The organism is Ancylobacter gelatini, from assembly GCF_022601675.1.
Classification (GTDB): domain Bacteria; phylum Pseudomonadota; class Alphaproteobacteria; order Rhizobiales; family Xanthobacteraceae; genus Ancylobacter; species Ancylobacter gelatini.
The window spans coordinates 311,987-335,446 of the sequence record NZ_JAKVIL010000003.1; the positions used below are offsets into that span (position 1 = coordinate 311,987).

21 protein-coding genes are annotated in these 23,460 nt (G+C 67.8%); 16 read left to right on the forward strand and 5 right to left on the reverse strand.

Translation table 11 applies throughout. From position 1 onward, the window contains the following. The first annotated feature begins 7 nt into the window (after positions 1 to 7). From MKI84_RS07615 to pdeM, 5 genes are all read left to right on the forward strand, one after another. A complete protein-coding gene (locus tag MKI84_RS07615) occupies positions 8 to 937 on the forward strand; it encodes a class I SAM-dependent DNA methyltransferase (protein WP_241618128.1) in 930 nt (309 codons plus the stop codon). A 118-nt stretch (positions 938 to 1,055) separates the two neighbouring features. After that, positions 1,056 to 1,700: a DUF4339 domain-containing protein gene (locus tag MKI84_RS07620; RefSeq protein WP_241618130.1), complete on the forward strand. Its 645-nt coding sequence runs from the start codon at positions 1,056 to 1,058 to the stop codon at positions 1,698 to 1,700. Beyond that, positions 1,697 to 2,164 carry a hypothetical protein gene (locus MKI84_RS07625; RefSeq protein ID WP_241618132.1) on the forward strand — a complete coding sequence of 156 codons (468 nt, stop codon included), beginning with the start codon at positions 1,697 to 1,699 and terminating at the stop codon, positions 2,162 to 2,164. The genes MKI84_RS07620 and MKI84_RS07625 overlap by 4 nt, the downstream gene beginning before the upstream one ends. 63 nt (positions 2,165 to 2,227) lie before the next feature. Then, positions 2,228 to 4,720: a ligase-associated DNA damage response DEXH box helicase gene (locus tag MKI84_RS07630; RefSeq protein ID WP_241618134.1), complete on the forward strand. Its 2,493-nt coding sequence runs from the start codon at positions 2,228 to 2,230 to the stop codon at positions 4,718 to 4,720. After that, positions 4,707 to 5,429, forward strand: coding sequence for a ligase-associated DNA damage response endonuclease PdeM (gene pdeM / locus MKI84_RS07635; protein ID WP_241618135.1), 723 nt, complete (start codon positions 4,707 to 4,709; stop codon positions 5,427 to 5,429). The genes MKI84_RS07630 and pdeM overlap by 14 nt, the downstream gene beginning before the upstream one ends. A gap of 9 nt (positions 5,430 to 5,438) precedes the next feature. Here pdeM and MKI84_RS20765 read toward each other — a convergent pair whose 3' ends face one another. After that, a complete protein-coding gene (locus tag MKI84_RS20765) occupies positions 5,439 to 8,702 on the reverse strand; it encodes a hypothetical protein (RefSeq protein WP_241618136.1) in 3,264 nt (1,087 codons plus the stop codon). A 438-nt stretch (positions 8,703 to 9,140) separates the two neighbouring features. Between MKI84_RS20765 and MKI84_RS07645 the strand changes: the two genes are divergently transcribed. The 3 genes from MKI84_RS07645 to MKI84_RS07655 all read left to right on the forward strand — a co-directional run bounded on the left by MKI84_RS07645 (position 9,141) and on the right by MKI84_RS07655 (position 10,971). Then, positions 9,141 to 9,572 (forward strand): MerR family transcriptional regulator, encoded by a 432-nt coding sequence (locus tag MKI84_RS07645; protein ID WP_241618398.1) that lies wholly within the window; start codon positions 9,141 to 9,143, stop codon positions 9,570 to 9,572. A 180-nt stretch (positions 9,573 to 9,752) separates the two neighbouring features. After that, complete coding sequence (locus tag MKI84_RS07650) at positions 9,753 to 10,367, forward strand: 2-hydroxychromene-2-carboxylate isomerase (RefSeq protein ID WP_241618138.1); 615 nt, start codon at positions 9,753 to 9,755, stop codon at positions 10,365 to 10,367. Between the two features lie 37 nt (positions 10,368 to 10,404). After that, complete coding sequence (locus MKI84_RS07655) at positions 10,405 to 10,971, forward strand: hypothetical protein (protein ID WP_241618140.1); 567 nt, start codon at positions 10,405 to 10,407, stop codon at positions 10,969 to 10,971. Between the two features lie 21 nt (positions 10,972 to 10,992). Here MKI84_RS07655 and MKI84_RS07660 read toward each other — a convergent pair whose 3' ends face one another. Beyond that, positions 10,993 to 11,952, reverse strand: a complete 960-nt coding sequence (locus tag MKI84_RS07660; RefSeq protein WP_241618143.1) for an alpha/beta hydrolase — start codon at positions 11,950 to 11,952, stop codon at positions 10,993 to 10,995. Positions 11,953 to 12,095: 143 nt separating this feature from the next. Here MKI84_RS07660 and MKI84_RS07665 point away from each other — a divergent pair, with 143 nt between their 5' ends. Continuing rightward, positions 12,096 to 12,560: a secondary thiamine-phosphate synthase enzyme YjbQ gene (locus tag MKI84_RS07665; protein ID WP_241618146.1), complete on the forward strand. Its 465-nt coding sequence runs from the start codon at positions 12,096 to 12,098 to the stop codon at positions 12,558 to 12,560. 163 nt (positions 12,561 to 12,723) lie between these two features. After that, the gene (locus MKI84_RS07670; protein WP_241618148.1) at positions 12,724 to 13,392 is read left to right on the forward strand and encodes a response regulator; all 669 of its coding nucleotides are present in this window, start codon (positions 12,724 to 12,726) and stop codon (positions 13,390 to 13,392) included. A 502-nt stretch (positions 13,393 to 13,894) separates the two neighbouring features. Here MKI84_RS07670 and MKI84_RS07675 read toward each other — a convergent pair. Both MKI84_RS07675 and MKI84_RS07680 read right to left on the reverse strand, forming a co-directional pair. Continuing rightward, positions 13,895 to 14,554: a hypothetical protein gene (locus MKI84_RS07675; protein WP_425353811.1), complete on the reverse strand. Its 660-nt coding sequence runs from the start codon at positions 14,552 to 14,554 to the stop codon at positions 13,895 to 13,897. Between the two features lie 146 nt (positions 14,555 to 14,700). Beyond that, positions 14,701 to 14,874, reverse strand: coding sequence for a hypothetical protein (locus MKI84_RS07680; protein ID WP_241618151.1), 174 nt, complete (start codon positions 14,872 to 14,874; stop codon positions 14,701 to 14,703). A 315-nt stretch (positions 14,875 to 15,189) separates the two neighbouring features. Between MKI84_RS07680 and MKI84_RS07685 the strand changes: the two genes are divergently transcribed. Continuing rightward, a complete protein-coding gene (locus MKI84_RS07685) occupies positions 15,190 to 15,702 on the forward strand; it encodes a L,D-transpeptidase (RefSeq protein ID WP_241618153.1) in 513 nt (170 codons plus the stop codon). A 34-nt stretch (positions 15,703 to 15,736) separates the two neighbouring features. Here the strand turns inward: MKI84_RS07685 and MKI84_RS07690 are convergent, their stop codons facing one another. After that, entirely contained in the window at positions 15,737 to 19,282 is a 3,546-nt protein-coding gene (locus MKI84_RS07690) for a PAS domain-containing hybrid sensor histidine kinase/response regulator (RefSeq protein WP_241618157.1), read from the reverse strand. A 154-nt stretch (positions 19,283 to 19,436) separates the two neighbouring features. Here MKI84_RS07690 and mscL point away from each other — a divergent pair, with 154 nt between their 5' ends. The 5 genes from mscL to rfbA all read left to right on the forward strand — a co-directional run bounded on the left by mscL (position 19,437) and on the right by rfbA (position 23,370). Further along, on the forward strand, positions 19,437 to 19,865 hold the full coding sequence (gene mscL / locus MKI84_RS07695) for a large conductance mechanosensitive channel protein MscL (RefSeq protein ID WP_241618159.1): 429 nt from the start codon (positions 19,437 to 19,439) through the stop codon (positions 19,863 to 19,865). Positions 19,866 to 19,937: 72 nt separating this feature from the next. Next, entirely contained in the window at positions 19,938 to 20,492 is a 555-nt protein-coding gene (gene rfbC / locus MKI84_RS07700; RefSeq protein WP_241618160.1) for a dTDP-4-dehydrorhamnose 3,5-epimerase, read from the forward strand. A gap of 33 nt (positions 20,493 to 20,525) precedes the next feature. Beyond that, the gene (rfbB, locus tag MKI84_RS07705; RefSeq protein ID WP_241618162.1) at positions 20,526 to 21,590 is read left to right on the forward strand and encodes a dTDP-glucose 4,6-dehydratase; all 1,065 of its coding nucleotides are present in this window, start codon (positions 20,526 to 20,528) and stop codon (positions 21,588 to 21,590) included. Further along, a complete protein-coding gene (gene rfbD, locus MKI84_RS07710; protein WP_241618164.1) occupies positions 21,587 to 22,501 on the forward strand; it encodes a dTDP-4-dehydrorhamnose reductase in 915 nt (304 codons plus the stop codon). The genes rfbB and rfbD overlap by 4 nt, the downstream gene beginning before the upstream one ends. After that, the gene (rfbA, locus tag MKI84_RS07715; RefSeq protein ID WP_241618167.1) at positions 22,498 to 23,370 is read left to right on the forward strand and encodes a glucose-1-phosphate thymidylyltransferase RfbA; all 873 of its coding nucleotides are present in this window, start codon (positions 22,498 to 22,500) and stop codon (positions 23,368 to 23,370) included. Before rfbD ends, rfbA begins: the two co-directional genes overlap by 4 nt. The last annotated feature ends 90 nt before the right edge of the window (positions 23,371 to 23,460 follow it).

The following is a 23,460-nucleotide window of genomic DNA, read 5'->3' on the forward strand; positions in this document are numbered from 1 at the left end:
GGGTTCCATGGCCACGGTTCCGCTCTTCCTGTCATCGGGCGATCCGTCGGTGGACCGGCGCATCGAGTGGGCGCGCGCGCTGCTGGAGGAGGGCAATCCCGGCGATGCCGCCGAGCTTCTGGTCGAGGCGCTGCGGCGGGAGAACGGTTATGCGCCCGGCTGGTTCCTGCTCGGCGAGGCGCGCGAAGCCGCCGGCGACGCGGCGGGTGCCGCCGATGCCTTCGCCCGTGCGCTGGAGCATGACCCGCAGGACCGGCTCGGTGCCGGGCTGCGGCTGGCGCGGCTGACCGGCGGGACGGCGCCGGACATGAGCCCGGCCTATGTGCGCACCCTGTTCGATCAATATGCCGACCGTTTCGACGAGGCACTGGCGCGGCTCGGCTATCGCGGGCCGGAGCTGATCGAGGCCGCGCTGGAGGCGGCCTGTGCGGCGCTGGCCCAGCCGTTCGCCTTCGCCTGCGGCCTCGACCTGGGCTGCGGCACCGGCCTGGTCGGGGCGCGGCTGGTCGCGCGCATCGGCTTCATGAGCGGGGTCGACCTGTCGCCCAATATGGTGATGCGCGCGCGCCGGCGCGGCTGCTACGACGAGCTGGTCGCTGGCGACATGGTGGATTTCCTGCGCGCCCGCCCGAGCGGCGAGGCTGACCTGATCTTCGCGGGCGACGCCTTCTGTTATCTCGGCGACCTCGGCCCGATCCTCGCCGAAGCGCACCGCGTGCTGGAACCGGGCGGGCTGCTGGCCTTCACGGTCGAGACGCATGACGGGGAGGGCATCCTGCTCCGCGAAACCATGCGCTACGCCCATACGGCGGACTATGTCCGGGCCGGGCTGGCGGGGGCGGGGCTGGAACGGGTCAGCCTGCGAGCCGAATCGACCCGCAACGAGAAGGAAAAACCGGTGCCGGGACTGGTGGTAATCGCGCGGCGGACCGCGTAGAGCCGCGACGAAAGCCAAAGGCGGCACATCGAAAAGTTGCTCTAAATACAGATACAATTTCTGATTGAAATAAAGCCTCGGCTGGCCAATGATCCCCTTCCGGATGGGGGACATGAGAATGGCCGACGAGATCGAACCGGGCAGATATGCCCTATTGCCTGCGGCGGGCGAGCCGCCGACGGCGCTCCATCGGCCGCCACCACATCCGCTGGACGGCGAATGGCATCTGCATATCGATGGCCAGGTCTTCGGTCCCTTTTCCGGGCATCAACTGCGCGATTTCGCTCGCGAGGGGCGCCTGTCCGTCGACACCGACGTCGCGCGCCTGGGCGATGAAAACTGGGTACGGGCGGCTGACGACAAGGCGCTGGCGCCGCTGTTCGGCCCCCGCCGCGACCCCTCCGAGGGGGCGACACCTCCACCCGGGCCGGTCAGCGCCGGCAAGGGGGCGACGGTCGTGCAGGTCACCAACCACATCGCCGCCGCGCCCGAGCCGAAACCCGTCCTGATCGTCGATGCTGGCGACGCGGCGCCGAAATCCGCGGGTCTGGCGCTGGTTCTGTCGATCCTCATCGTCGGTCTCGGCCAGCTCTATAATGGGCAGATAGGCAAAGGCTTGCTGATGTTCATCGGCTGCATCGTGCTGTGGTTCGTCTTCCTTGGATGGATCATCAACATCTGGTCGTGGATCGACGCGTATCAGACGGCCAAGGCCATGAACGCACGCTACATGCGCAACCTCGCGCTGGGCGTGATCCGGTGAGCCGGATCCGGCGGGCGTCGCTGGGGCGCTGCCCACGCTGCGCCTTCCCGATCGCGGAACACACCCTCACCTGCGAGAATTGCGGCGCCTTCGTTCCCGCCGGAGAGGTGGCGGCGACCGGAGCTCTCGACCGGCTCTCATCGGTCGTGATGGGGCGTTCCTTTGCGAGCCTCGAACTTTCACAGCTCGCCCTGCTGCTGGCGTGGATTCCGCTGGTCATCGGGCCGCCAGTGGCCGCGCTGGTCATCGTCGGCTTGAAGGTCGGGCAGGATCGCTCGCGGCTGCGCCTGCGCGAATGGCGGGACCCGGCACTCATCGCGGCGCTCAACATCGTGCTGAGCCTCCTGATCTGGAGCTATGCCGCGCAGGAGATTGCGGGGCTGGCGCGCGCCGGCGTCTCGGCGGCGGGGGTGCTGTTTCTGGAGGCGCGGCCGGCGCCGGCCCCGCGCGGCCTGGCGATATAGCCTCCAGCGCGTCCCGACAGCGAAGCGTGGAACTTTTGCAGAACATTCGCTAGTTTCACCGGCGTGAGCACCGACGCCGTTCTGTCCCCCGACGACCTCCTGCCCGAGACCTTCCTGCGCTGGTTCGCCGCGCGGGGCTGGGCGCCGCGCGCGCATCAGCTCGACCTGCTGGCCAAGGCGCGGGCCGGGCGCTCCACGCTGCTCATCGCCCCGACCGGCGCGGGCAAGACACTCGCGGGCTTCCTCCCGACGCTGGTGGAACTCGCCCGCCCCGCCAACCGGCCACGCGGGCTCCATACGCTCTACATCTCGCCGCTCAAGGCGTTGGCGGTGGATGTCGCGCGCAATCTGGAGCGGCCGGCGGCGGAGATGGGGCTGCCTGTGCGCATCGAGACCCGCACCGGCGACACCCCCGCCTCACGCCGCCAGCGCCAGCGCCGTGATCCGCCCGACATATTGCTCACCACGCCCGAGCAGATCGCTCTGCTGCTGGCCTCGGCCGACGCGCCATTCCTGTTCGGAACGCTCCAGCGCATCGTGCTGGACGAACTGCACGCGCTGTCCGGCTCAAAGCGCGGCGATCTGCTCAGCCTCGGCCTTGCGCGGCTGCGCACGCTGGCGCCGGAGGTCCAAACCGTCGGCCTTTCCGCCACCGTGGCGGACCCCGAACGCCTGCGCCGCTGGCTGGTGCCGCAGACCGGGGCGGGCGAGATGGGCGATGTCGTCATCGCCCCGCCCGGCGCCGCGCCGGACCTCTCCATGCTCGACAGCGCGGCCTATGTGCCCTGGGCCGGGCACACGGCGCGCCATTCGCTGGCGGAGATCTACGCGCTGATCGGCCGGCACCGCACCACGCTGGTGTTCGTCAACACCCGCATGCAGGCCGAGCTACTGTTTCAGGAGCTGTGGCGGATCAACGAGGAGACTTATCCGATCGCGCTGCATCATGGCTCGCTCGACGTTTCGCAGCGCCGCCGGGTCGAGGCGGCGATGTCGGAAGGGCGGCTCAAGGCGGTGGTCTGCACCTCCTCGCTCGATCTGGGCATCGACTGGGGCGATGTCGACCTCGTGGTCAATGTCGGTGCCCCCAAGGGCTCCTCGCGGCTGATGCAGCGCATCGGCCGCGCCAATCACCGGCTGGACGAGCCCTCCCGCGCGGTGCTGGTGCCGGCCAATCGCTTCGAGGTGCTCGAATGTCGTGCCGCGTTGGAGGCGGTACGGGCGAGTGCGCAGGATGGAGCGATCGAGCGGGCAGGCGCGCTGGATGTTCTGGCGCAGCATGTGCTCGGCATGGCCTGCGCGGCGCCGTTCGATGCCGACAATCTGTACCGCGAGGTCGTCTCCGCCGAGCCCTATGCCGGCCTGTCGCGGGCGGATTTCGACGATGTGGTGGCGTTCAACGCTACCGGCGGTTACGCGCTGCGGGCCTATGAGCGCTTCGCCCGCATCCGCCAGCGCAAGGACGGGCTGTGGCGGGTGGCAAGCCCGCAGGTGGCGCAGCAGTACCGGATGAATGTCGGCACCATCGTCGAGGCGACCATGTTGAAAGTGCGCCTCGCCTCGGAAAAATCCCGCTATGGCGGGCGGATACTGGGGGAGGTCGAGGAATATTTCGTCGAGACCATGAGCCCGGGCGACACCTTCGTCTTTGCCGGCGAGGTGCTGGAATATCGCGCCATCGTCGAGGACGAGGTGCGGGTGGTGCGTACCGCCGCCAAGGACCCCAAGGTGCCGTCCTATGACGGCGGCAAGTTCCCGCTTTCCACCTTCCTCGCCGCCGGAGTGCGGGCGATGCTGGCCGACCCCACGCGCTGGAAGGCCTTGCCGGCGCAGGTGCGCGAGTGGCTCGATATCCAGCGGCTGCGCTCGCGCCTGCCGGGGCGGGAGGATCTGCTGGTCGAGAGCTTTCCGCGCGCGGGACGGCATTATCTGGTCGCTTATCCTTTCGAGGGGCGGCTCGCGCACCAGACGCTGGGAATGCTGCTCACCCGGCGGCTGGAGCGCGCCCGGCTACGCCCGCTCGGCTTCGTGGCGAACGACTATGCCATCGCGGTCTATGGCCTCTCCGACCTGTCGCTGGCGATCGCGCAGGACCGGCTCTCGCTCGACGACCTGTTCGATGCCGACATGCTGGGCGACGATCTGGAGGACTGGCTGGCCGAGGCGGCGCTGATGAAGCGCACCTTCCGGCAATGCGCGGTGATCGCCGGGCTGATCGAGCGGCGCTTTCCCGGCAAGGAGAAGAGCGGCCGGCAGGTCACCATGTCGACCGACCTCATTTACGACGTGTTGCGCCAGCATGAGCCCGGCCATGTGCTGCTGCGCGCGGCGCGGGCGGACGCGGCGACCGGCTTGCTGGACATTCGCCGTCTCTCCGACATGCTGACGCGCATTCGCGGACGAATCGATCACATCGCGCTCGGCCGGGTCTCCCCGCTCGCCGTGCCGGTGATGCTGGAGATCGGCCGCGAGATGGTGGCGGGCGAGGCGGCCGATGCGCTGCTCGCCGAGGCCGAGGATGATCTGGTCCGGGAGGCGATGGGTGAGCTGGGCTGAGGCGGAGACGACGGAGGAGGCGCCGCCGGAGGGCGAGGCGATCGAACTCGCCGGCGCCCGGCTGCTGCTGGACGCCGCCGGCGCGCTGTTCTGGCCGGCGCAGGACATGCTGATCGTCGCCGACCTGCATCTGGAGAAGGGCTCGGCCTTCGCTGTGCGCGGCATTCCGCTGCCGCCCTATGACAGCCGGGCGACACTGGCGCTGCTCGCCGGCATCGTGGCCCGCCGCCGGCCACGCGTCGTCCTCTTCCTCGGCGATAGCCTGCATGATCGTGGCGCCGGGGTGCGGCTCGGCGATGTGGAGCGCGGCATGCTGGCGGATATCTCGCGCGGGCGCGACATGGTGTGGGTGGCCGGCAATCACGATCCCGACCCGGTGCCGCAACTCGGCGGGATGCATCTGCCGGAGTTGAGGCTCGGCCCGCTGACGTTCCGCCACGAGCCCACGGGCGGGGATGCGCAGGGCGAGGTGGCCGGGCATTTCCACCCGGTGGCGCGGCTGGTGCGGCGCGGGCGGGGCATAAGGCGGCGCTGTTTTGCCAGTGACGGCCGGCGGCTGGTCATGCCGGCGCTGGGCGCCTATGCGGGCGGGCTGAACATTCGCGATGCCGCGCTGGCCGGGCTGTTCGCCGGCCCCTACGCCGCGCATCTGATCGGCGCGACGCGGACCTACCGCATCGCGCACCACGCCTGCCTGCCGGACCGGTAGGCCGATCTCTCAGCGCGAGGCGGTCTTGCGCGGGATCGACGCGTCGAGGTCGATGCCCGAGCCGCTATTGGCCTTGGCGTCGACCATCAGCGGTGCCCAGCCCTCGATCGAGGCGCGGGCGGCGTCGAGCGACTTGGCGTCCATCTTGCGAGCAACCTCGTCGCGCTTCACGGCGGCTTCGTTATCGCCGCTGGACGCAGCCAGAGAGAACCACTGCCAGGCCTCGGCCAGATTGGTCGTCACCCCGAAGCCGCGCGCATAGAGCACCGCGAGATTGTACTGGCTGTCGCGCACGCCGCGCTCGGCGGCGCGGGTGAACCATTCGGCGGCGCTGCGGTAATCCGGCTGGCCGTCGACGCCGGCCGCCAGTAGCACGCCGAGATTGTGCATGGCGCGGACATTGCCGCCGGTCGCGGCCTGTTCATAGAGCTGCCGGGCGCGCGCGACGTCGCGCGGCACATCGGCCATGCCCTTCTCATAGATCGCAGCGAGACGGTAGGCCGCCGGCACGGAGCCCTGCGCCGCGGCATATTGGAACCATTCGGCGGCGCGCGCGACGCTGGCCGGCACGCCGGAGCCTTCCATGAAACGATGCGCGATCTCGTAGGCCGCGCCGGGGTCGCCGGAGAGCGCGGCGGCGCGCAGTCCCGGGCTGCCGATGCTACCGGGAAGCTCCGCCGGCTGCGACATGCTGGACGGCTGCGGTGCGGCTGGGGCCGGGGCGGGCGCAACCGGCGCCACCTTGGGCGCGGCCTTGCCGATCGAGCCGGTGATGTCGCCCGGCGCCAGCGACGGCATGCCCGGCGTCGGCTGGGTGCGCGCCGTCATCGCCGGGGCGCCGCCGCCGCCATTGGCCTGAAGCTGCGCCTGCCGCATGGCGCCCAGCAGATGCCACGAGCCGAAAGCCAGCGCGGAACCGCAGAGGCCGATCAGCAGCATGGCGCGGATGCGGGCAAACCAGCGCGCAGGCCGTTCGCGATGCTGGCGGTGGCCGATATGGTGGTGGCTCGACGGCAGCACCGGCGCGGCGCTCTGCGCGGCGCGGCGGGCCCGGGCGATGAACTCCACGCGGGCCGGGGCGCCATCGTCATTCACCGCCTCAGGCACCTGCGAGACGGGATAGAGCACGTCGAGGTCGACCGGCCCGCCCGGTTCGTCGGCAAGCCCGCCCGCGATGGGTGCGGCGGCGGCAGGTTCGGGGGCGACATGCGGCGCGGCCGCGCGCCCGGGCTCGGCTTGAGGCTGGACCTGCGGCCGGGCCGGGGCGGGCGTCGCGGCCGGCGCCACGGCGGGGGCCGGTATGGCGGCGTGGCGCTCGGATTCCGGGGCGGGAGCCGCGGCGACGCGAACCAGCTCATCGAGCGCGGCCCGCATCATCTGCGGCTCGAAGGCCTCGTGCGTTGCGGCGGCAACTCGGGGAGCCGGCGCCGTGAGTGAGGTCGGGGCCATGCCGGCTGCCGCCGAGGCGCGGCTCGCCTCGATGGTCGCGATCTCGCGCTTCAGCAGCGCCGCGCCGGGCGCAGGAGCGGTGTGGAAGCCGGAGCCGGAGGGGCCGGGTGTGCGCGGCACCGGGCCGGACCCGGCAAGTATGGTGGCGCGGGTTTCCTCGACCTGGAGGAACAGGTCGTTCAGCGTGCGCTCAATGCCCGAGAGTTGCCCCGAAATCTGTCCGGCGATCTCGGTGGCCGGAGCGTTGGCGGTGTCGAGCTTGGCCGCCAGCGCCGCGATCTGGTGGCTGAGCGCCTCGAATTGCTGGCTGGTGGCAGGATCAGGCGTCACCGCCGGACGCTCGATGCGCGTGAGGCGTTCGGTCAAGCCCTGGAACATCGCGTCCATGCCCGCCGGCGGCTCGCGGCGCACGCTGGCGAGATTGAGCTGGATGGCGTCCAGCCGGCGGAAGATGTCGTCGACCGGAATCGCCGGTGGCTTGGCATGGGTCTCGATACGATCGGCGATGCGGTCGAGCCGCCGCTCCAGCGGTGTGACCAGCGCGCGCATCATGGTTTCCTGCGCGCCGGACAGGTCGGCGATCTTGCCGGCCAGCATCGCTACCTGCTCCGCCAGGCGCTGCACCGATTCCGCCGAGAGCGTGTGCGCGAGCAGGTCGCGGATTTCCGAGGACTGAGCCTGAAGTCGGGTGATGGTGGAGGCGTCGATTGCCTTGGCGTTCAGAATGTCGATCTTGCGCGCCAGTGTATCGATACGGCCGGTGACCACCGCGCCGTGCTCGGGCAGGCGCAGCGCGCCGATGGTCTCGCGCAGCGTGCCGAGCGTGGTCTTGATATCGTCATTGGCCGCGCCGCTGCGGTCCACGCGCTCGGCGAGGCTGGCGACGGTGCGCTGCAGCTCGGCCACCGCGCGGCGCGGCGCGAGTTCGTCGAGCGCGCCGCGCATCTGCGCGAGGTCCTGCTGCAATGCCGCCAGCGCCTCGTTTGCCACCGGCGGACTGGACGCTTCCGTCCTTGCCAGCTTCTCGGCCAGCGGAGTGGGACGCTCGAGCGCCATGTCGGGCCGCGGCGCGCGGGGCAGCCTCGGATAGGCCGATGCGTCAGGCTGCGCGGGCTGGGGCGTCATCGGCTGGAGGAAGGCGGGCTCAGGGGGAAGCGGCTCGCGCGTCGCGTATTCCCGTGCGCTGCGGCGGCTGGCGACCTCGTCGAGTTCGCTCTGGCGCGCAGCGATTTCCGCGACTGCCGCCTCGATGCCCTCGGGCGTCACGGATGGCGGTTCGTGGGAGCGCGGATCGTAAGAAGGTTCATCGCGCGAAAATGCAGCGGTTTCCGGCGCGCGCATGATCTCGTCGAGCTGGCGCCCGAAGCTCGCCGATGACAGCGGGTCGGACGGGCGCAGCTCGGGACGCGGGGCCTGCGCCCCGTTGGCCGGGCTCTCGGCGGCGCGGGGGCGGGGGTTTGCGATCTCGCTCATGCGCTCATTGATGTGACGGATCGCGGCGTCGAGCTTGGCCTCGGCATAGGCGGCCGGCGAATGGGCTTGAGCGCGCGCAGGAGCAGGCGCCGGCATGGGGGCCTGAGCCGGCGCGGCGCGGTCGGCGAGTTGCTCGATCTGGCTGGCGAGCTCCTGCACGCGTCGATGCAGGTCGGCGACGCTGCCGGGGGTTCCCGGCGATGCGGCGTCGGCGACAAGTGCCTGTGCGCCGAACAGTTGCGCCCGCAGCCACTGGTCGAGCGGAAGGCCGGCCTGCTGCGCGGCGTCACGCATCGCGGTCCAGGCTTCCGTTGAAATCTGCCCGGTGGAAGTGGGGGCTTGCTGCCTCACCGTTTTCTCCGTCGCGTCGGGCGCTGCACGCGGCGGGAATCGCCGGAAGAGCGCTGGAAGCTACCGAGGGCAACTCTTTCGATTTTTGGTAAATGTGGCGTTAATGCCGCAAGAGCGTGGCAGCGCATGGGACGCCGAGCGCGGCCATCGGGCCCGCCGCAAAGCAACATGCCACGGTCCAGGCGCGTGGGTGATTTGCGCCGGATTTCATGGCGGCAGCATGGCGACGAGCGATATAGCCTGCCGGAACGTAAGATCGCGACGGGGTGGGCTGTGCCGGCGGAATTCAATTTTCTCTAATAGAATCAGATCTTTGATTTTTCATTTAACAGTAAGTTGCCCTAAGGGAGGGTGCGAGTTTCTCCCGCTAGGGCAACTGCGCCCGTACAGTTCATGGCAACGACGCTGACCTTCCCCGTCACCACCGGAGTTGCCATTATGGATTTTACCTCCTTTGAGGCAGACCGCTCGCTTGACGCTTCTGTTTCCGCCACGGGCGAGACGGAGCTGTTTACCATTGGCGACCTCGCCCGCGAGTTCGACATCACCCTGCGCGCCCTGCGCTTCTATGAGGACAAGGGCCTGCTGTCGCCGCGCCGCGAAGGCCTGACCCGGCTCTACAGCGCCGCCGAGCGCGCCCGCCTCGCCATCATCCTCAAGGGCAAGAAGCTCGGCTTCACCCTTGCCGAGATCAAGTCGATGGTGGCGCTGCGCGAGGGTGGCCCGGTGCCGGCCGGCGGCCTCGCCTTGACCCGCGAGAAATGCGTCGAGCAGCTCGGCCTGCTGGAGCAGCAGAAGCGCGAAGTGGAAGAGGCGATCGGCGAGCTTCGCCAGATGATCGCGGCTTTCCCGGTCCGCGCCGCCGCCTGAGCGCTGGCAAGGTGAGAGATAAGCGGCGCCTTCGGGCGCCGTTTTCATTTGCGGGCATGCGGCGACTTTAGGGTGCCGTTTTGTTTTGCGGGGAGAGGATGGCGGCCGGACTTTCCGGCGAGGGACGGACCGTTTAGCGTGACGGACCGTCACCTTCCGTCATTGCCGAGCGCCGCGTCCATGTCCCGTCATATCGACTATTACTTCTCCGTCGTCAGCCCGTGGGCGTTCCTCGGTCACGACGCCTTTCTCGACGTAGCGCGGCGCCATGATGTGCGCGTTTCGTTCCGGCCGGTGTTCCTGGGCGAACTCTTCTCGCAGACCGGCGGCCTGCCGCTGGCCAAGCGCCATCCCGCGCGCCAGCGTTACCGGCTGGTCGAACTGAAGCGGTGGCGGGAGGCGCGCGGCATTGATTTCAACATTTCGCCCGAACATTGGCCTTTCAATCCGGCGCTCGCCGACGGGCTGGTGATCGCGGCGATCGAGAGCGGTCACGATGTATCGGCCCTGGTGGCGCGGCTGTGTTCCGGCATCTGGCAGCGCAACGAGAACATGGCGGATCCTGCGGCATTGGCGGGCATACTCGCCGAGCTTGCCCTGCCAGCGCGACTTCTTGATGAGGCGTCGAGCGAGAAGGTCGCGGTGATCTATCAGGCAAATCACGATGCCGCGGTCGCGGCGGATGTGTTCGGCTCGCCCGCCTATGTGCTCGACGGCGAGGTATTCTGGGGCCAGGATCGGATCCATCTGCTCGATGCCGCGTTGACCAGCGGGCGGGCGCCGTTCACGCCATGATGGCCGGTGGCACCCGCTCCGACCGGGAGGGCCGCCGATGATCTCACGCTTGGTACATCACTGTCGGGCCGGGGCCGTCTGCCTCGGTGTCGGCCTGGTAATGACCGGAGCCGGTGCGCAGGCTCAGGTCGATACCAAGGCGCAAGTCGATAGCAAGACCCAGGCGCCGGCCGGTGAGGGACGTTTCACCATGCAGCCGGTCGAGGGCGGCATCCTCAAGCTCGACACACGCAGCGGTGCGATGTCGTTCTGCCACGCGCGCGGCGTGCCGGCCGCCGCCACGGACTGGGTGTGCGAGGCGGTGCCCGAGGATCGCGCGGCGCTGGAAGCAGAGATCGCGCGGCTGCAGGCTCGCATCGCCACGCTGGAGAAGCCCGGCGTGCCCGACATCATGGCCCCGCCGGTCCCGGTGCCCGGTACGCCGCCCGACGCAACGCCGCCCATTCCTCCGCAGGCCGGCAAGCCGGAGACGCCGGAAGAGGAGAGGACCAGGCTGCGTGCCGCGATGGATCAGGCCATGGATATGGCGGACTACGCCTTCCGTCGCTTCAAGGAGATGGTGGACCGGCTGCGCGAGGAGCCTCCCCGCGGGGAACAGCTCTGATCCGCGCTTTCGCCGCAATGTTCACGCGGCGGAGATGAAGCCGTGAATGCGCGCCAGCGCGGCATCGGCCAGCGTGCCGGGGAAGCCGATGAAGACGTGGCAGCCTCCCGGAAATATTTCGAGCTCGGTCCGGTTTCCGGCCGCCAGCCAGCGCGGCGCCATGAACAGCGTGTCGTCCATCAGCGCATCGCGCGTGCCCACGGTGAACAGGGCCGGAGGCAGGTCGGAAAGGTCACCATGAAGAGGGGAAATGTCAGGCGTCGCCACATCGCCGCCCTCGCGCAGGTAATGGCCGACAAAGACGTTGATGTCGCGGGTGTTGAGCACCAGCGGCTCGTCGCCCCATTGCCGCGCGCTCGGGGTGAGGCCGAGATCGTAGCAGCCGGCATGAAGGCTGGCCGCGCAGAACGGCGTGAGCCCGTGGCGGTCGCGCAGCCGCAGCAGCGTGGAGACCGCGAGATTGCCGCCCGCCGATTCGCCGCCAATGGCGAAGCGCTCGGTGCCGAACCGCGCCGGCCCCTCCCGCACCAGCCACAGCGCGGCGGCCTCGCAATCGTCCGGCCCGGCGGGATAGGGATGCTCGGGCGCGAGGCGATAATCGACCGAGACCACGGCAAAGCCGGTGCGCTCGACGAAGCGATGGTTCAGTCCATCATTCTCCCGCGCTGACCCCAGCGACCAGCCGCCGCCATGGAAGTGCAGATAGACGCCCTTCGGCGCGTCCGGCGTGAGGATGCGCAGCGGTACCGGGCCGTGCGGGCCATCGATCTCGATGACCTGCGCGAGCGGGCTTTCCGGGGCAAGAGGGAACGGCCCCTTGCCTTCCAGCCTCAGCTTGCGCAGAACGGCCATCGGGTAGATCCAGCGGTCCGGCACCGCGCCGAGGGCTTTGATGATGCCGGCATTGATGGCGCGGGTGTCGGGAGCGATGGCGGCGGGATCGAACATTGCGGGGTCGAGCTTGAGCACGGCGGCGGGCATGGCAGATTCCGGCGAGTATCAGGAGCGGAAAGGGCGACAGGCGCGGCAGGGCACCCGGTAAGGCTCGCATCCATGGCGGAGCATGGCCTATCCAAGACCAGCCGCCGCCATTCGTCCAGCACCCAGGGATAGGGAAACACGCGATGAGCGTCCTTCGTTATGATGAGATCCGCGAAACGACGGTGACGCGCCGGGTGACGGCGCCCCTTGTCATCGAGACGCGCGGGCGAGGTTTTACCGAGTTAACCCAAGAAGTTGCCCGATTTCTGGGGCGGATCGGCGCCGGCGATGGCGAGGTCTCGCTGTTCTGCCGGCACACCTCGGCCTCGCTCACCATTCAGGAAAATGCCGACCCGGATGTGCGGATAGACCTTCTCACGGCGCTTGACCGGCTGGCGCCGGAAGACGGCGGTTGGGTGCACCACATGGAAGGACCGGACGACATGCCGGCGCATGTGAAGGCGGTGCTGACCGGCATCAGCCTCGCCGTGCCGGTGATGGCGGGGCGCATGGCATTGGGCACCTGGCAGGGTATTTACCTGATCGAGCACCGGGCGCGGCCGCATCGGCGCGAATTGGTGGTGGCGTTTGTCGGCGATGGTAACTAAAGGTCGTCATGACAGCCATGCGCGGTACCGGTCGCGTGGAGCGGCGCTTGCGTGTGGTGGTCGAGAGAACCATGATTTGCGCGCGCAAATGCGACGAAGGGCGTATAGGTAAGGGCAACGGCATGGATCACGTGCCCGCGCCAGTGGAAAGGGCCGCTGCAAGGTGGACACGACGACGAGTTTTCGGCTGGCGATCGCCGATGATCATCCGCTGTTCCGGGGCGCGTTGCGAGAGGCGGTGCTGCGGCAGTTTCCGGCGGTCGAGCTGTTCGAGGCGGGCGGCTTCGAGGATCTCCAGGCGCTGCTCGAGCGCGAGGACGATATCGACCTCGTGCTGCTGGACCTGACCATGCCCGGCGTGCGCGGCTTTTCCGGCCTGATGTATCTGCGCGCCCAATATCCCGGCATTCCGGTGGTGGTGGTCTCGGCCAATGAAGAGGCCGGGGTGATCCGCCACTGCATGGAGTTCGGCGCGTCCGGCTTCATTCCCAAGACCAGCGCGGTCGATACCATGCGCGAGGCCGTGGCCGCGGTGCTGGAAGGCCGGGTCTGGACGCCGCCCGATATCGACCTCACCACCGACGGCGATCGTGAGACCAAGGCGCTGGTGGCCCGCCTCGCCACGCTGACCCCGCAGCAGGTGCGGGTGCTGATGATGCTGTCCGAAGGGCTGCTGAACAAGCAGATCGCCTATGAACTTGGGGTTTCCGAGGCGACGGTGAAGGCGCATGTCTCGGCGATCCTGCAGAAGCTGGGCGTGGAGAGCCGCACCCAGGCGGTGATCGCCGCGTCCAAGATCGAAGGCGGTACCTGGGCGCAGGCGGCGGGCTGAGCGTGTGCTTCGGCAGGGTGGGGGCTTTGGCGCCGCGCTTCGTCGTGGTTGCTGAACGCGGCCTCCTGCGTCGAGCGCTGAATTGCGGCGAGTTTTCTTCTCCATCCCTTCGCTGGCCCCCTGCGTCGCAACGCGGAACGCGCCAGCCATGGGCGCGACCCGACCGGAAGAGTTCGCACGCCCTTGGCGGCGATGACATTCTCGCGATGTCATGGGGTGACGGACATCGATGCAAGCGTTGGCGCCGCCCGTCTGTTGGCGGCGGGGGACGAACGCGACATGTCCGAAGGCCGGGAAGCTTTGGGATAAGGTCGAACGGCGGGACGCGTCCGGCTGCCTGACAGCCCGTCGCAGTAGAGCGCCGCGGGCACTCTAGGCCGGCCCGTCCAGTTGCTTGCGCATGCGGTGATCGCGCCAGACGATTCGGCTCAATTCGGTCTGAGAAGCCGAGGCCGCGCAACGGAGAGCACGTCCGTCGCGCTCAGCGGCTCGGGACGTGTCGCTATTGCGACGGCGCGAGGTGCGCCATCTGCACGCCGTTGTTCACCTTCTTGAGCTCGTTGACATATTCCTCGGGCGACATGAACTGCGAGGGAGTCTTGAGGCCCATATAGTCCGCGATCTGGCCGATGAACCAGATGCAGTTGGTGGTGCCCGCGTTCCAGAACGGCGTGGTTGCCTGGAGCTTGCGAATATAAGCGAACACCTTCGGCGCATCCTCGGCGGAGAGGTACACCCGATAATTCGCCGTCAGATATTGCTCGTCGAGGTCGCCATAGCTCGCGCCGGTTTCGGACTTCACCCACATGACGTGGCCGAGAAGATAAGGCACGACGCTGTCAGTGGCCGGGTGAAGGCCGGCGACATCGACCTCACGCTGCGTCGACTTGCCGAACCAGGTGAAGGCATGGCCGTAAGATGCGGCGGTGCGGGCACGGAAATCCACGTAATAGGGACCCGGCACCAGGTCGCCGGTGGGGCTCATCAGTTCCGGGTCCGGGGGCCGTGGCGCCACCAGAGGCAGCTGGGCCTGGGTCCGGCGCGAGGCGGCCGTCGCCTGTTGCGACAAGCCTTCGGCCCCCTGTGTCGATGCGCTGGCGGGAAGACCCGGCACGGCAAGGAAACAGACGGCACTTAACGCAACAACAAAAAGGTCGCGCATTCCTGCCTCCGGAGAGACTTTCATGGCAACACCTCGTCCAGACATCATGACTAAAGCGGCGGCATTAAGCGACCTTCGCGGCAGCCTGTTGAGGGGCCGCCGCGAAGGTCGGAAACGGATGCCGTATCCGGTTCCGAAAGGCTTTATCAGCCCTTGGTGACGATCGGCTCGGGAGCCTTGCCAACCGGAGCCTTGCCAACCGGCGCCTTGCCGATCGGAGCAGCTTCGACCGGAACCGGCTGGGGCTGGGGCAGGTCGGCGGCCAGGGCGGCGCCGATCATGGCCAGGGAGGACGAGATCACAAGAAACGACTTCAGCATTGGTATTCCCCTAATAGTCTCCGGCCCAACGATCCCCGCCAGCCGGCTCACCGAATATTTCCACGGCACAATATGGATACATGGCGCCATCGTCTGCGCAATTGCGCCGGCCGCAAACATGCAACCTGACATTGGGTTTTTTTATGATGTGGCAAAAATGGCGCGCGTTCAGCGGTTTCCACGCACCCCATGGCACTTGGGTATTGCCTCGATCCGCCTCCTTGGACGAAATCGGCGGCTGGGAAAGGCCGGCACGGCCGGACCGCCTGAAGACCCTGCCGTAATCACCGCGCCTTGTCCTTGACGGGAAGTGCCATGTCACGCCGCCGCCTGTTCTGCGTTGCCGCTTTGCTCGCCACCTTCATCGCCGCCGCGCCGGGCCAGGCGCGCGAGACGGTGCCGTTCAAGGATGAGGGCCTGCGCCCCGGCACGATCGTGGTGAAAACCAAGGAGCGCAAGCTCTATCTGCTGGTCGGCGACGGCCAGGCCATCCGCTATCCGGTCGCCGTCGGCCGCCGCGGCAAGCAGTGGAGCGGGGCCGTGAGGATCGACGCCAAATATGTCGAGCCGGCCTGGTCTCCTCCAGAGGAAATCCGACGCGACAATCCGAAGCTGCCGGACGTCATCCCCGGCGGTGCGCCGTCCAACCCGATGGGCGCGCGCGCGATGACGCTCTCCGGCGGCGGACAATATGCGATCCACGGCACCAATGCGCCGAAGTCGATCGGCACCTTCGCCTCCTATGGGTGCGTGCGCATGCATAATGACGACATCATCGACCTCTACGCCCGCGTGAGGGTCGGCGCCTCTGTGGTGATGCAGCCCTGACGGGCGCGAGCCTCGCCGCAGGCGCCGGCCGCCCCTATTCGGCGGCGATCCGCATCGCGCGCCACTGCGCCAACAGGGCCCGCAGCGCGGCCGGGCGCACCGGCTTGTTCAGCACCTCCATCTCGGTCTCGCGCGCGGTGTCGCGCACCCGCCGCGACCGGTCGGCGGTGATGAGCGCGGCGGGCAGCGATTGGCCCAGCTTCCAGCGCAGATGCTTGGTGGCTTCGATGCCGTCATTGTCGTCGAGGTGGTAGTCGATCAGCAGCGCGTCCGGCCGCAGCCTTTTCTCGCGCAGGGTCGCCAGCGCCTCGCCCACTTCCGAGGCCTTGATCACCCGGCAGCCCCAGCCGGTCAGCAGCGTCTCCATGCCGTCGAGGATGGCGGGGTCGTTGTCGATGCACAGCACGTTTAGCCCGGTCAGCGTCCCGGCGGGCGCGGCGGCCGGCGGGGAGTGGCGCTCCAGCGCCGGGATCGGTGGGGCGGAGGGCACGTCGACCGTGAACGTGGTGCCGCGTCCGGGCGTCGAGGCGAGCTGGAGCGGGTGGTCGAGCACGCGGGCCAGCCGTTCGACGATGGAGAGCCCTAGCCCCAGCCCGCGCGCGGCCTTGGCGCCCTGGTCCAGCCGCTGGAATTCCTTGAAGATCAGCTTCTGCTTGGAGGGCGGCACGCCGACGCCGGTGTCCAGCACCTCCACCCGCACCCGGCCGCGCCTGTGCCGCACGCCGATCAGTACCCGGCCCTGCGGGGTGTATTTGATGGCGTTGGAGACGAGGTTCTGCAACAGCCGGCGCAACAGGCGACGATCGGAGCGTACCGCCGCGCTGGTCGGCATGAAGGTGAGGCGCAGCCCCTTTTCCTTGGCCAGCGGCGCGAATTCCAGTTCAAGCTGGCGGAAGATCTCGTCGAGACGGAATGGCGCGATCTCCGGCTTCATGGCGCCGGCGTCGAGGCGGGAAATGTCGAGCAGCGCGCCGAGGATTTCCTCCACCGCCTCCAGCGAGGCATCGACATTGTGCGCCAGCCGGCCCTCCTCGCCGCGGGTGTCGCGCTCGACGAGGCTGGTGGCGTAGAGGCGGGCGGCATTGAGCGGCTGGAGAATGTCGTGGCTGGCGGCGGCGAGGAAGCGGGTCTTGGAGATGTTGGCCTCGTCCGCGGCCGCCTTGGCCTGGGCGAGCTGGGCGTTGAGGTTCTCCAGCGCCTTGGTGCGCTCCTTCACACGGCGCTCCAGTGTCTCGTTGGCGCGCTCCAGCGCCTCGGCGGCCTCCACCGTCGCGGTGATGTCGGTGAAGGTCACCACCACGCCGCCATCGGGCATGGTGTTGACGCGCACCTCCATCACCACGCCGCGCGGTGACAGCCGCTCCTGGAAGGTCACGTTGCGCCGGGCGTAGCGGCTGAGCTTCTCGCGGACGATCTCCTCGACCGGACCGGGGCCGAACAGCCCGCTCACCGCGTTGAAGCGCAATATGTGGTCGATGCCGACGCCGATCCGCACCAGCTCGGAGGGCAGGTCGAGCATGTCGCCGAACTGGCGGTTCCAGCAGATCAGCCGGAGGTCGCGGTCGAACACCGCGATGCCCTGGCGCACATGGTCGAGCGCGGTCTGCAGGATTTCGCGGTTGTACTGGATGGCGGCGGAGGCGTCGTCCAGCAGCTTCAGCGCCGCCTTGGTCGAGACGGTCCGCTTGCGCAGCATCAGCGACAGCACGAGGCGCGAGGAGGCCGCGCCGATGGCGGAGGCCAGAAGGTGCTCGGCATAGCGGATGAGCTGGAAATCCGCCTCCCGGCCGGGCTCCAGCGACAGTCCGCGCATCGCCGCCACGCTTTCGAACGAGGCGCGTGTGCGGTCCTCGCCGAGATAGCGCGCCACCGTGCCGATGAGTTCGCCGACCGTGACCGGCGAGCGCCATAGCCGGAACGAGGGCGCGGAGGGCGAGCGGTCCGCCTCGACGAACACGCTGGCCTGCAGCCGCTCGATCGGGGCGGGCTGGCGCAGCAGCGAGGCGCCGATGAACACGATGAAATTGATCGACAGGCTCCACGCCACGCCATGGGTCAGCGGCGAGGCGTGGAGCCCGAACAGCGATTGCGGGCGCAGCCAATGCACCGCGAACGGCCCTTCCGCAAGCAGGCCCTGGGTAAACAGGCCGGATTCCACCAGGCTCGGCAGGAGCAGCGTGTAAGCCCAGACCGCGACGCCCGCCGCGATTCCGGCAATGGCGCCGAGCGCGGTGCCGCGGCGCCAGATGAGGCCGAGCAGCAGCGCCGGGCCGAACTGGGCGACGGCGGCGAAGGAGAGCAGGCCGATCTGCGCGAGCTGCGCCTCGCCGGTGACGCGGTAATACAGATAGGCCAGCAGCAGGATCGCGAAGATCGCGATGCGCCGGACGGTGAGCAGCATGTAGCCCATGTCGCGCGGGGGCGAGGCCGCGCCATCATTGGCCGGTCCGCCGTCATCCGTGCCGGTGCGCCGGCCGCGCACCATCAGCGGCATGAAGATGTCGTTCGACACCATAACCGCCAGCGCGATGGTCTCGACGATGACCATGGCGGTCGCCGCCGACAGGCCGCCGACAAAGGCGATGAGCGCGATGGACTTGGCCCCGACCGAGAGCGGCAGGGCCAGCACATACATGTCGCCATCAATGAAGCCGGGCGGGAAGGCGACGAGGCCGGCAATGGCGATCGGCACCACGAACACGTTGATCAGCACCAGATAGAGCGGAAACAGCCAGGAGGCGGTGCGGATCTCGCGCTCCGAGGTGTTCTCGACCACGGCGACGTGGAACTGGCGCGGCAGCAGGATGATGGCGAGCGAGGACAGCACGGTCATCGCCAGCCAGTCGCCGAGCGAGAAGCCGTCGGTCAGCACCGGCAGCACGCCCTTCTCCCCGGCCTTCGCCAGAAGGTCCGACGGTCCGGCGAACATGATGAAGGTGACGAACAGGCCGACGATGAGGAAGCTCACCAGCTTGACGATGGACTCGGTCGCCACCGCCAGCACCAGCCCTTCCTGATGCTCGGTCGCGTCGATATGGCGGGTGCCGAACAGCACGGCGAAGACCGCCATCGCGACCGCCACGAGCAGCGCGAGGTCGCCGATGACCGGGTAGTGCAGCCCGAGCCCCTCGAAATCGCCGAGCATCGCCACCAGCGAGCCGGACACCGCCTTGAGCTGCAGGGCGATATAGGGCAGCGAGCCGAGGATCGCGACCAGCGCGACCAGCGCCGCGACGCCCTGGCTCTTGCCGTAGCGGGCCGCGATGAAGTCGGCGATCGAGGTGATGTTCTGGGCTTTGGCGAGGCGCACCAGCCGCAGCAGGAACGGCGCGCCGAAGGCGAAGACCAGCATCGGCCCGATATAGATGGTGAGGAAGTTCAGCCCCTGCGTGGTGGCGAGGCCTACCGAGCCGAAGAAGGTCCACGAGGTGCAATAGACCGCGAGCGACAGCGCGTAGATATAGGGCCGGCCCTGTCCCTTGGGCGCGCGCGGCAGGCGGCGATCGCCAAAGCTCGCCACGGCGAACAGAAAGCCGATATAGACTAGGGCGACGGCGATGATGACCCAGGCCTGAAGCATGGGGTCTCCGAACGGAACTGCGAACGTGCTACTTATGCGCTCGCGCGTGCCTCATCGGCAAGCGGCGCCGGCTTGGCCCAAAGACAGCTTGCCGGCATGGGAGGCGCGCGACAGACTTCGCGCGAGAGACGGCGAATCGCGAGGGGAATCTGAGATGTCCAAGGTGCTGAACGAGTTCCGCGAATTTGCCGTGAAAGGCAATGTCGTCGACCTCGCGGTCGGTGTCATCATCGGCGCGGCTTTCGGCCGGATCGTCGAATCGGTGGTTTCCGACCTGTTCATGCCGATGGTCGGCGCGATCCTCGGCGGCCTCGACTTCTCGAACTATTTCATCGGCCTCTCTTCCAACGTCACCGCCAACTCGCTGGCGGCGGCGCGGGAGCAGGGAGCGGTGTTCGCTTATGGCAACTTCCTTACTATCGTCATCAATTTCCTGATTGTGGCGTGGATCCTGTTCCTGGTGGTCAAGGGCATCAACCGGTTGCGTCGCAAGGCCGCCGAGCAGCCCGCGCCGCCGGCGGCGCCTACCAAGGAAGAGGTGCTGTTGACCGAGATTCGCGATCTTCTTGCCAAGAAGGCGTAATATATCGATTTGGTATGCTGCCCCCGTGCACTAGGTTGGACGCTGCCAGTCGATCTGTGAGATATATGTTAGATGAGCTTGTTCACTCCTCTCTCGATTCCCGATGTGGTTCTTGTTCAACCGAAACGCTTTGGCGATGCGAGGGGATATTTCTGCGAGACCTATAAGAAGTCGGATTTCGAAGAGTTCGGTCTTTCTTTCGACTTCCTGCAGGACAACGAATCGCTGTCGGTCCCCGTGGGGGTTTTGCGGGGGCTCCATTTCCAGACGCCGCCCTTCGCGCAGACCAAGCTGGTGAGGGTGGTGCGCGGCGCCATCTTCGATGTCGCCGTCGACATCCGAAAGGGGTCGCCGAGCTTCGGCAAATGGGCCGCTGCGACGCTGACGGGTGACAACGGCCATCAGCTGCTGGTGCCTCGGGGCTTCGCGCATGGTTTCTGCACGCTCGAGCCCGATACGATCGTCGCCTACAAGGTGGATGCGCCCTATTCGCGACCAAACGACGCTGGGATTTTATGGAATGATGCCGATCTGGCTATAGAGTGGCCCATCGGTTCGGAGCATATGACACTCTCGGATAAGGACAGGGTCCAGCCGCGTCTTCGCGATTACGTGACACCGTTCTGATCCCATTCGCGGTTCCAGGTAGACCATCAAGATATGACCAGCATTCCCCAACGCATCCTCGTTACCGGCGGCGCCGGCTTCATCGGCTCGGCGGTAGTGCGCCGCCTGGTGCGCTCCGGGCGGGATGTGCTCACCTATGACAAGCTGACCTATGCCGGCAGCCTCACCTCGCTCGCCGAGGTGCACAACCTGCCCGGCCATCGCTTCCTCAAGGCCGATATCTGCGACGGCGCGGCGTTCCGCGGCGCGCTGGAAAGCTTCCGGCCCGATCTCGTCATGCATCTGGCCGCCGAATCCCATGTAGACCGCTCGATCGACGGCCCGTCCGACTTCATCAATACCAATGTGGTCGGCACCTTCACCCTGCTGGACGAGACGCTGCGCTACTGGCGCGGCCTCGACGCCGGCGCGCGCGAGGCGTTCCGCTTCCACCACATCTCGACCGATGAGGTGTACGGCACGCTGGGCGCCGAAGGCCTGTTCCGCGAGGACACGCCTTACCAGCCCAATTCACCCTATTCGGCCTCCAAGGCGGCGTCGGACCATCTGGTGCGGGCCTGGTTCCACACCTATGGCCTGCCGGTGGTGATGTCGAACTGCTCGAACAATTACGGGCCCTATCATTTCCCCGAGAAGCTGATCCCGCTGACCATTCTCAACGCGCTGGAAGGCAAGCAACTGCCGGTCTATGGCAAGGGCGAGAATGTGCGCGACTGGCTTTATGTCGACGACCACGCGGCGGCGCTGGAGCTGATCGCGACCCGCGGCCGGCTCGGCGAGAGCTACAATGTCGGCGGCAATAATGAGCGGCGCAACATCGATGTGGTGCGCACCATCTGCGCGATCATGGACCGGCTGGTGCCGGATGCGTCCATCGGCCCGCGCGAGAAGCTGATCTCCTTCGTGACCGACCGGCCGGGCCATGATGCGCGCTACGCCATCGATGCCACCAAGCTCAAGACCGAGCTGGGCTGGGTGCCGGCCCATGATTTCGAGAGCGGTATCGAGGCGACGGTGCGCTGGTATCTGGACAACCAGGACTGGTGGCAGCCGCTCCAGCAGCGCTACGATCGAAACCGGATCGGGCTGACCAAATGAAGCTTCTGTTGACCGGCGCTGGCGGGCAGTTGGGGCGCGAGACCGCGGCCCTGGCCGCCGCGCGAGGGCTTGGTCTGGTGGCGCTGGACCGTGCCGGGCTCGACATCGCCGATGCCGGGGCGGTCGCCGGCGCGCTGGCGCAGCACCGGCCGGACATTGTGATCAACGCCGCCGCCTATACCGCGGTCGACCGGGCCGAGACTGAGCCGGATCTGGCGCGGGCGATCAACGCGGCCGGGCCGGAAGTGCTGGCGCGCGCCTGCGCCCGCCAGGGGGCGGGGCTGGTCCACGTCTCCACGGATTACGTGTTCGACGGCACCAAGGCCGGCGCCTATGTCGAGAGCGATCCTCTCGCCCCGCTCGGCGTCTATGGGCGGACCAAGGCCGAGGGCGAGGCGCGGCTTCGCGACGCTCTCGATCGCCATGTCATCCTGCGCACGTCCTGGGTCTATGGCGTCCACGGCCATAACTTTCTCAAGACCATGCTGCGGCTTGCCGGCGAACGGGACCGTTTGACCGTCGTCGCGGACCAGCATGGCTGCCCCACCGCCACGCCCGATATTGCCAGCGCGCTGCTGGCGGCGGGCGAGGCGCTGGTGGCCGGGCGCGAGGTGGCCGGCACCTATCATTTCGCCGGGACCGGCGTGACGAGCTGGCACGGCTTCGCCGGCGCGATCATCGACGAGGCGGCGCCCCTGACCGGCCGGCGGCCGGAAGTGGCGGCCATCACGACGGCGGACTACCCGACCCCCGCGCGCCGTCCTGCCAATTCCGAACTGTCCAGCGATCGCTTCGCCGAGGTGTTCGGCCTGCGCGCCATGCACTGGCGCGAAAGGGTTCGCGAGGTTGTCCACGCGCTGCTCGGGCAAGGCGCCGCTTCCCAATCCCAGCCTGCAGAGGGTACTTTATGAAAGGGATCATTCTCGCCGGCGGCTCCGGAACCCGGCTACATCCGATGACGCTTGTCACGTCCAAGCAGTTCATGCCGGTCTACGACAAGCCGATGATCTATTATCCGCTGTCGACGCTCATGCTGGCCGGAATTCGCGACATTCTCATCATCTCGACGCCGCGTGACACGCCGAATTTCCAGGCGCTGCTGGGCGATGGCTCGAAATGGGGCATCAATCTCAGTTACGCGGTGCAGCCCAGCCCGGACGGGCTGGCGCAAGCCTATATCATCGGCGCGGATTTCGTCGGCTCCGATCCGTCGGCCCTCATCCTCGGCGACAACATCTTCCACGGGCACGGCATGGGCGGGCTGTTCTCCTCCGCCATGTCGCGGACGAGCGGGGCGACGGTGTTCGCCTATCACGTCAACGATCCCGAGCGTTACGGGGTGGTCGAGTTCGACCAGAAGATGCGTGCCCTCTCCATCGAGGAGAAGCCGGCCGCGCCGAAATCGAGCTGGGCAGTGACCGGGCTTTATTTCTACGACGCCGAGGTGGTGGAGATTGCCCGTTCTCTGAAGCCGTCGGCGCGCGGGGAACTGGAGATCACCGACGTCAACCGCACCTATCTGGAGCGGGGCTCGTTGTCGGTCGAGATCATGGGTCGAGGCTATGCCTGGCTCGACACCGGCACGCCCGACAGCCTGCTGGAGGCTGCCGAGTTCGTTCGCGTGCTGGAGAAGCGCCAGGGCTTCAAGATCGCCTGTCCCGAGGAGGCGGCCTTCGAGAAGGGCTTCATCGACAGCCACCAGCTGGAGACGCTGGCGACCGCGCTTGGCAAAAGCGCGTATGGGGCCTATCTGCGCGATAATGTGCTGAAGCGCCGTTGAATCTGCTGCGCGGCGTTCGAGCGCCAAAGTCTTTCCGGGCTCGACATGCCTGCCTCGGTAGGGTGCGTGCGATGCGTCGTGGATAATGAT

Excerpts from the sequence above, each read along its gene's own strand:
- MKI84_RS07615 (WP_241618128.1), top strand. The coding sequence starts at position 8 with ATGGCCACGGTTCCGCTCTTCCTGTCATCGGGCGATCCGTCGGTGGAC.
- MKI84_RS07620 (WP_241618130.1), top strand. The coding sequence starts at position 1,056 with ATGGCCGACGAGATCGAACCGGGCAGATATGCCCTATTGCCTGCGGCG.
- MKI84_RS07655 (WP_241618140.1), top strand. The coding sequence starts at position 10,405 with ATGATCTCACGCTTGGTACATCACTGTCGGGCCGGGGCCGTCTGCCTC.
- rfbD (WP_241618164.1), top strand. The coding sequence starts at position 21,587 with ATGAAGCTTCTGTTGACCGGCGCTGGCGGGCAGTTGGGGCGCGAGACC.
- MKI84_RS07675 (WP_425353811.1), bottom strand. The coding sequence starts at position 14,554 with ATGCGCGACCTTTTTGTTGTTGCGTTAAGTGCCGTCTGTTTCCTTGCC.
- MKI84_RS07650 (WP_241618138.1), top strand. The coding sequence starts at position 9,753 with ATGTCCCGTCATATCGACTATTACTTCTCCGTCGTCAGCCCGTGGGCG.
- rfbA (WP_241618167.1), top strand. The coding sequence starts at position 22,498 with ATGAAAGGGATCATTCTCGCCGGCGGCTCCGGAACCCGGCTACATCCG.
- rfbC (WP_241618160.1), top strand. The coding sequence starts at position 19,938 with ATGAGCTTGTTCACTCCTCTCTCGATTCCCGATGTGGTTCTTGTTCAA.
- MKI84_RS07685 (WP_241618153.1), top strand. The coding sequence starts at position 15,190 with ATGTCACGCCGCCGCCTGTTCTGCGTTGCCGCTTTGCTCGCCACCTTC.
- MKI84_RS07665 (WP_241618146.1), top strand. The coding sequence starts at position 12,096 with ATGAGCGTCCTTCGTTATGATGAGATCCGCGAAACGACGGTGACGCGC.
- mscL (WP_241618159.1), top strand. The coding sequence starts at position 19,437 with ATGTCCAAGGTGCTGAACGAGTTCCGCGAATTTGCCGTGAAAGGCAAT.
- MKI84_RS07660 (WP_241618143.1), bottom strand. The coding sequence starts at position 11,952 with ATGCCCGCCGCCGTGCTCAAGCTCGACCCCGCAATGTTCGATCCCGCC.
- MKI84_RS07645 (WP_241618398.1), top strand. The coding sequence starts at position 9,141 with ATGGATTTTACCTCCTTTGAGGCAGACCGCTCGCTTGACGCTTCTGTT.
- MKI84_RS07690 (WP_241618157.1), bottom strand. The coding sequence starts at position 19,282 with ATGCTTCAGGCCTGGGTCATCATCGCCGTCGCCCTAGTCTATATCGGC.
- rfbB (WP_241618162.1), top strand. The coding sequence starts at position 20,526 with ATGACCAGCATTCCCCAACGCATCCTCGTTACCGGCGGCGCCGGCTTC.
- MKI84_RS07680 (WP_241618151.1), bottom strand. The coding sequence starts at position 14,874 with ATGCTGAAGTCGTTTCTTGTGATCTCGTCCTCCCTGGCCATGATCGGC.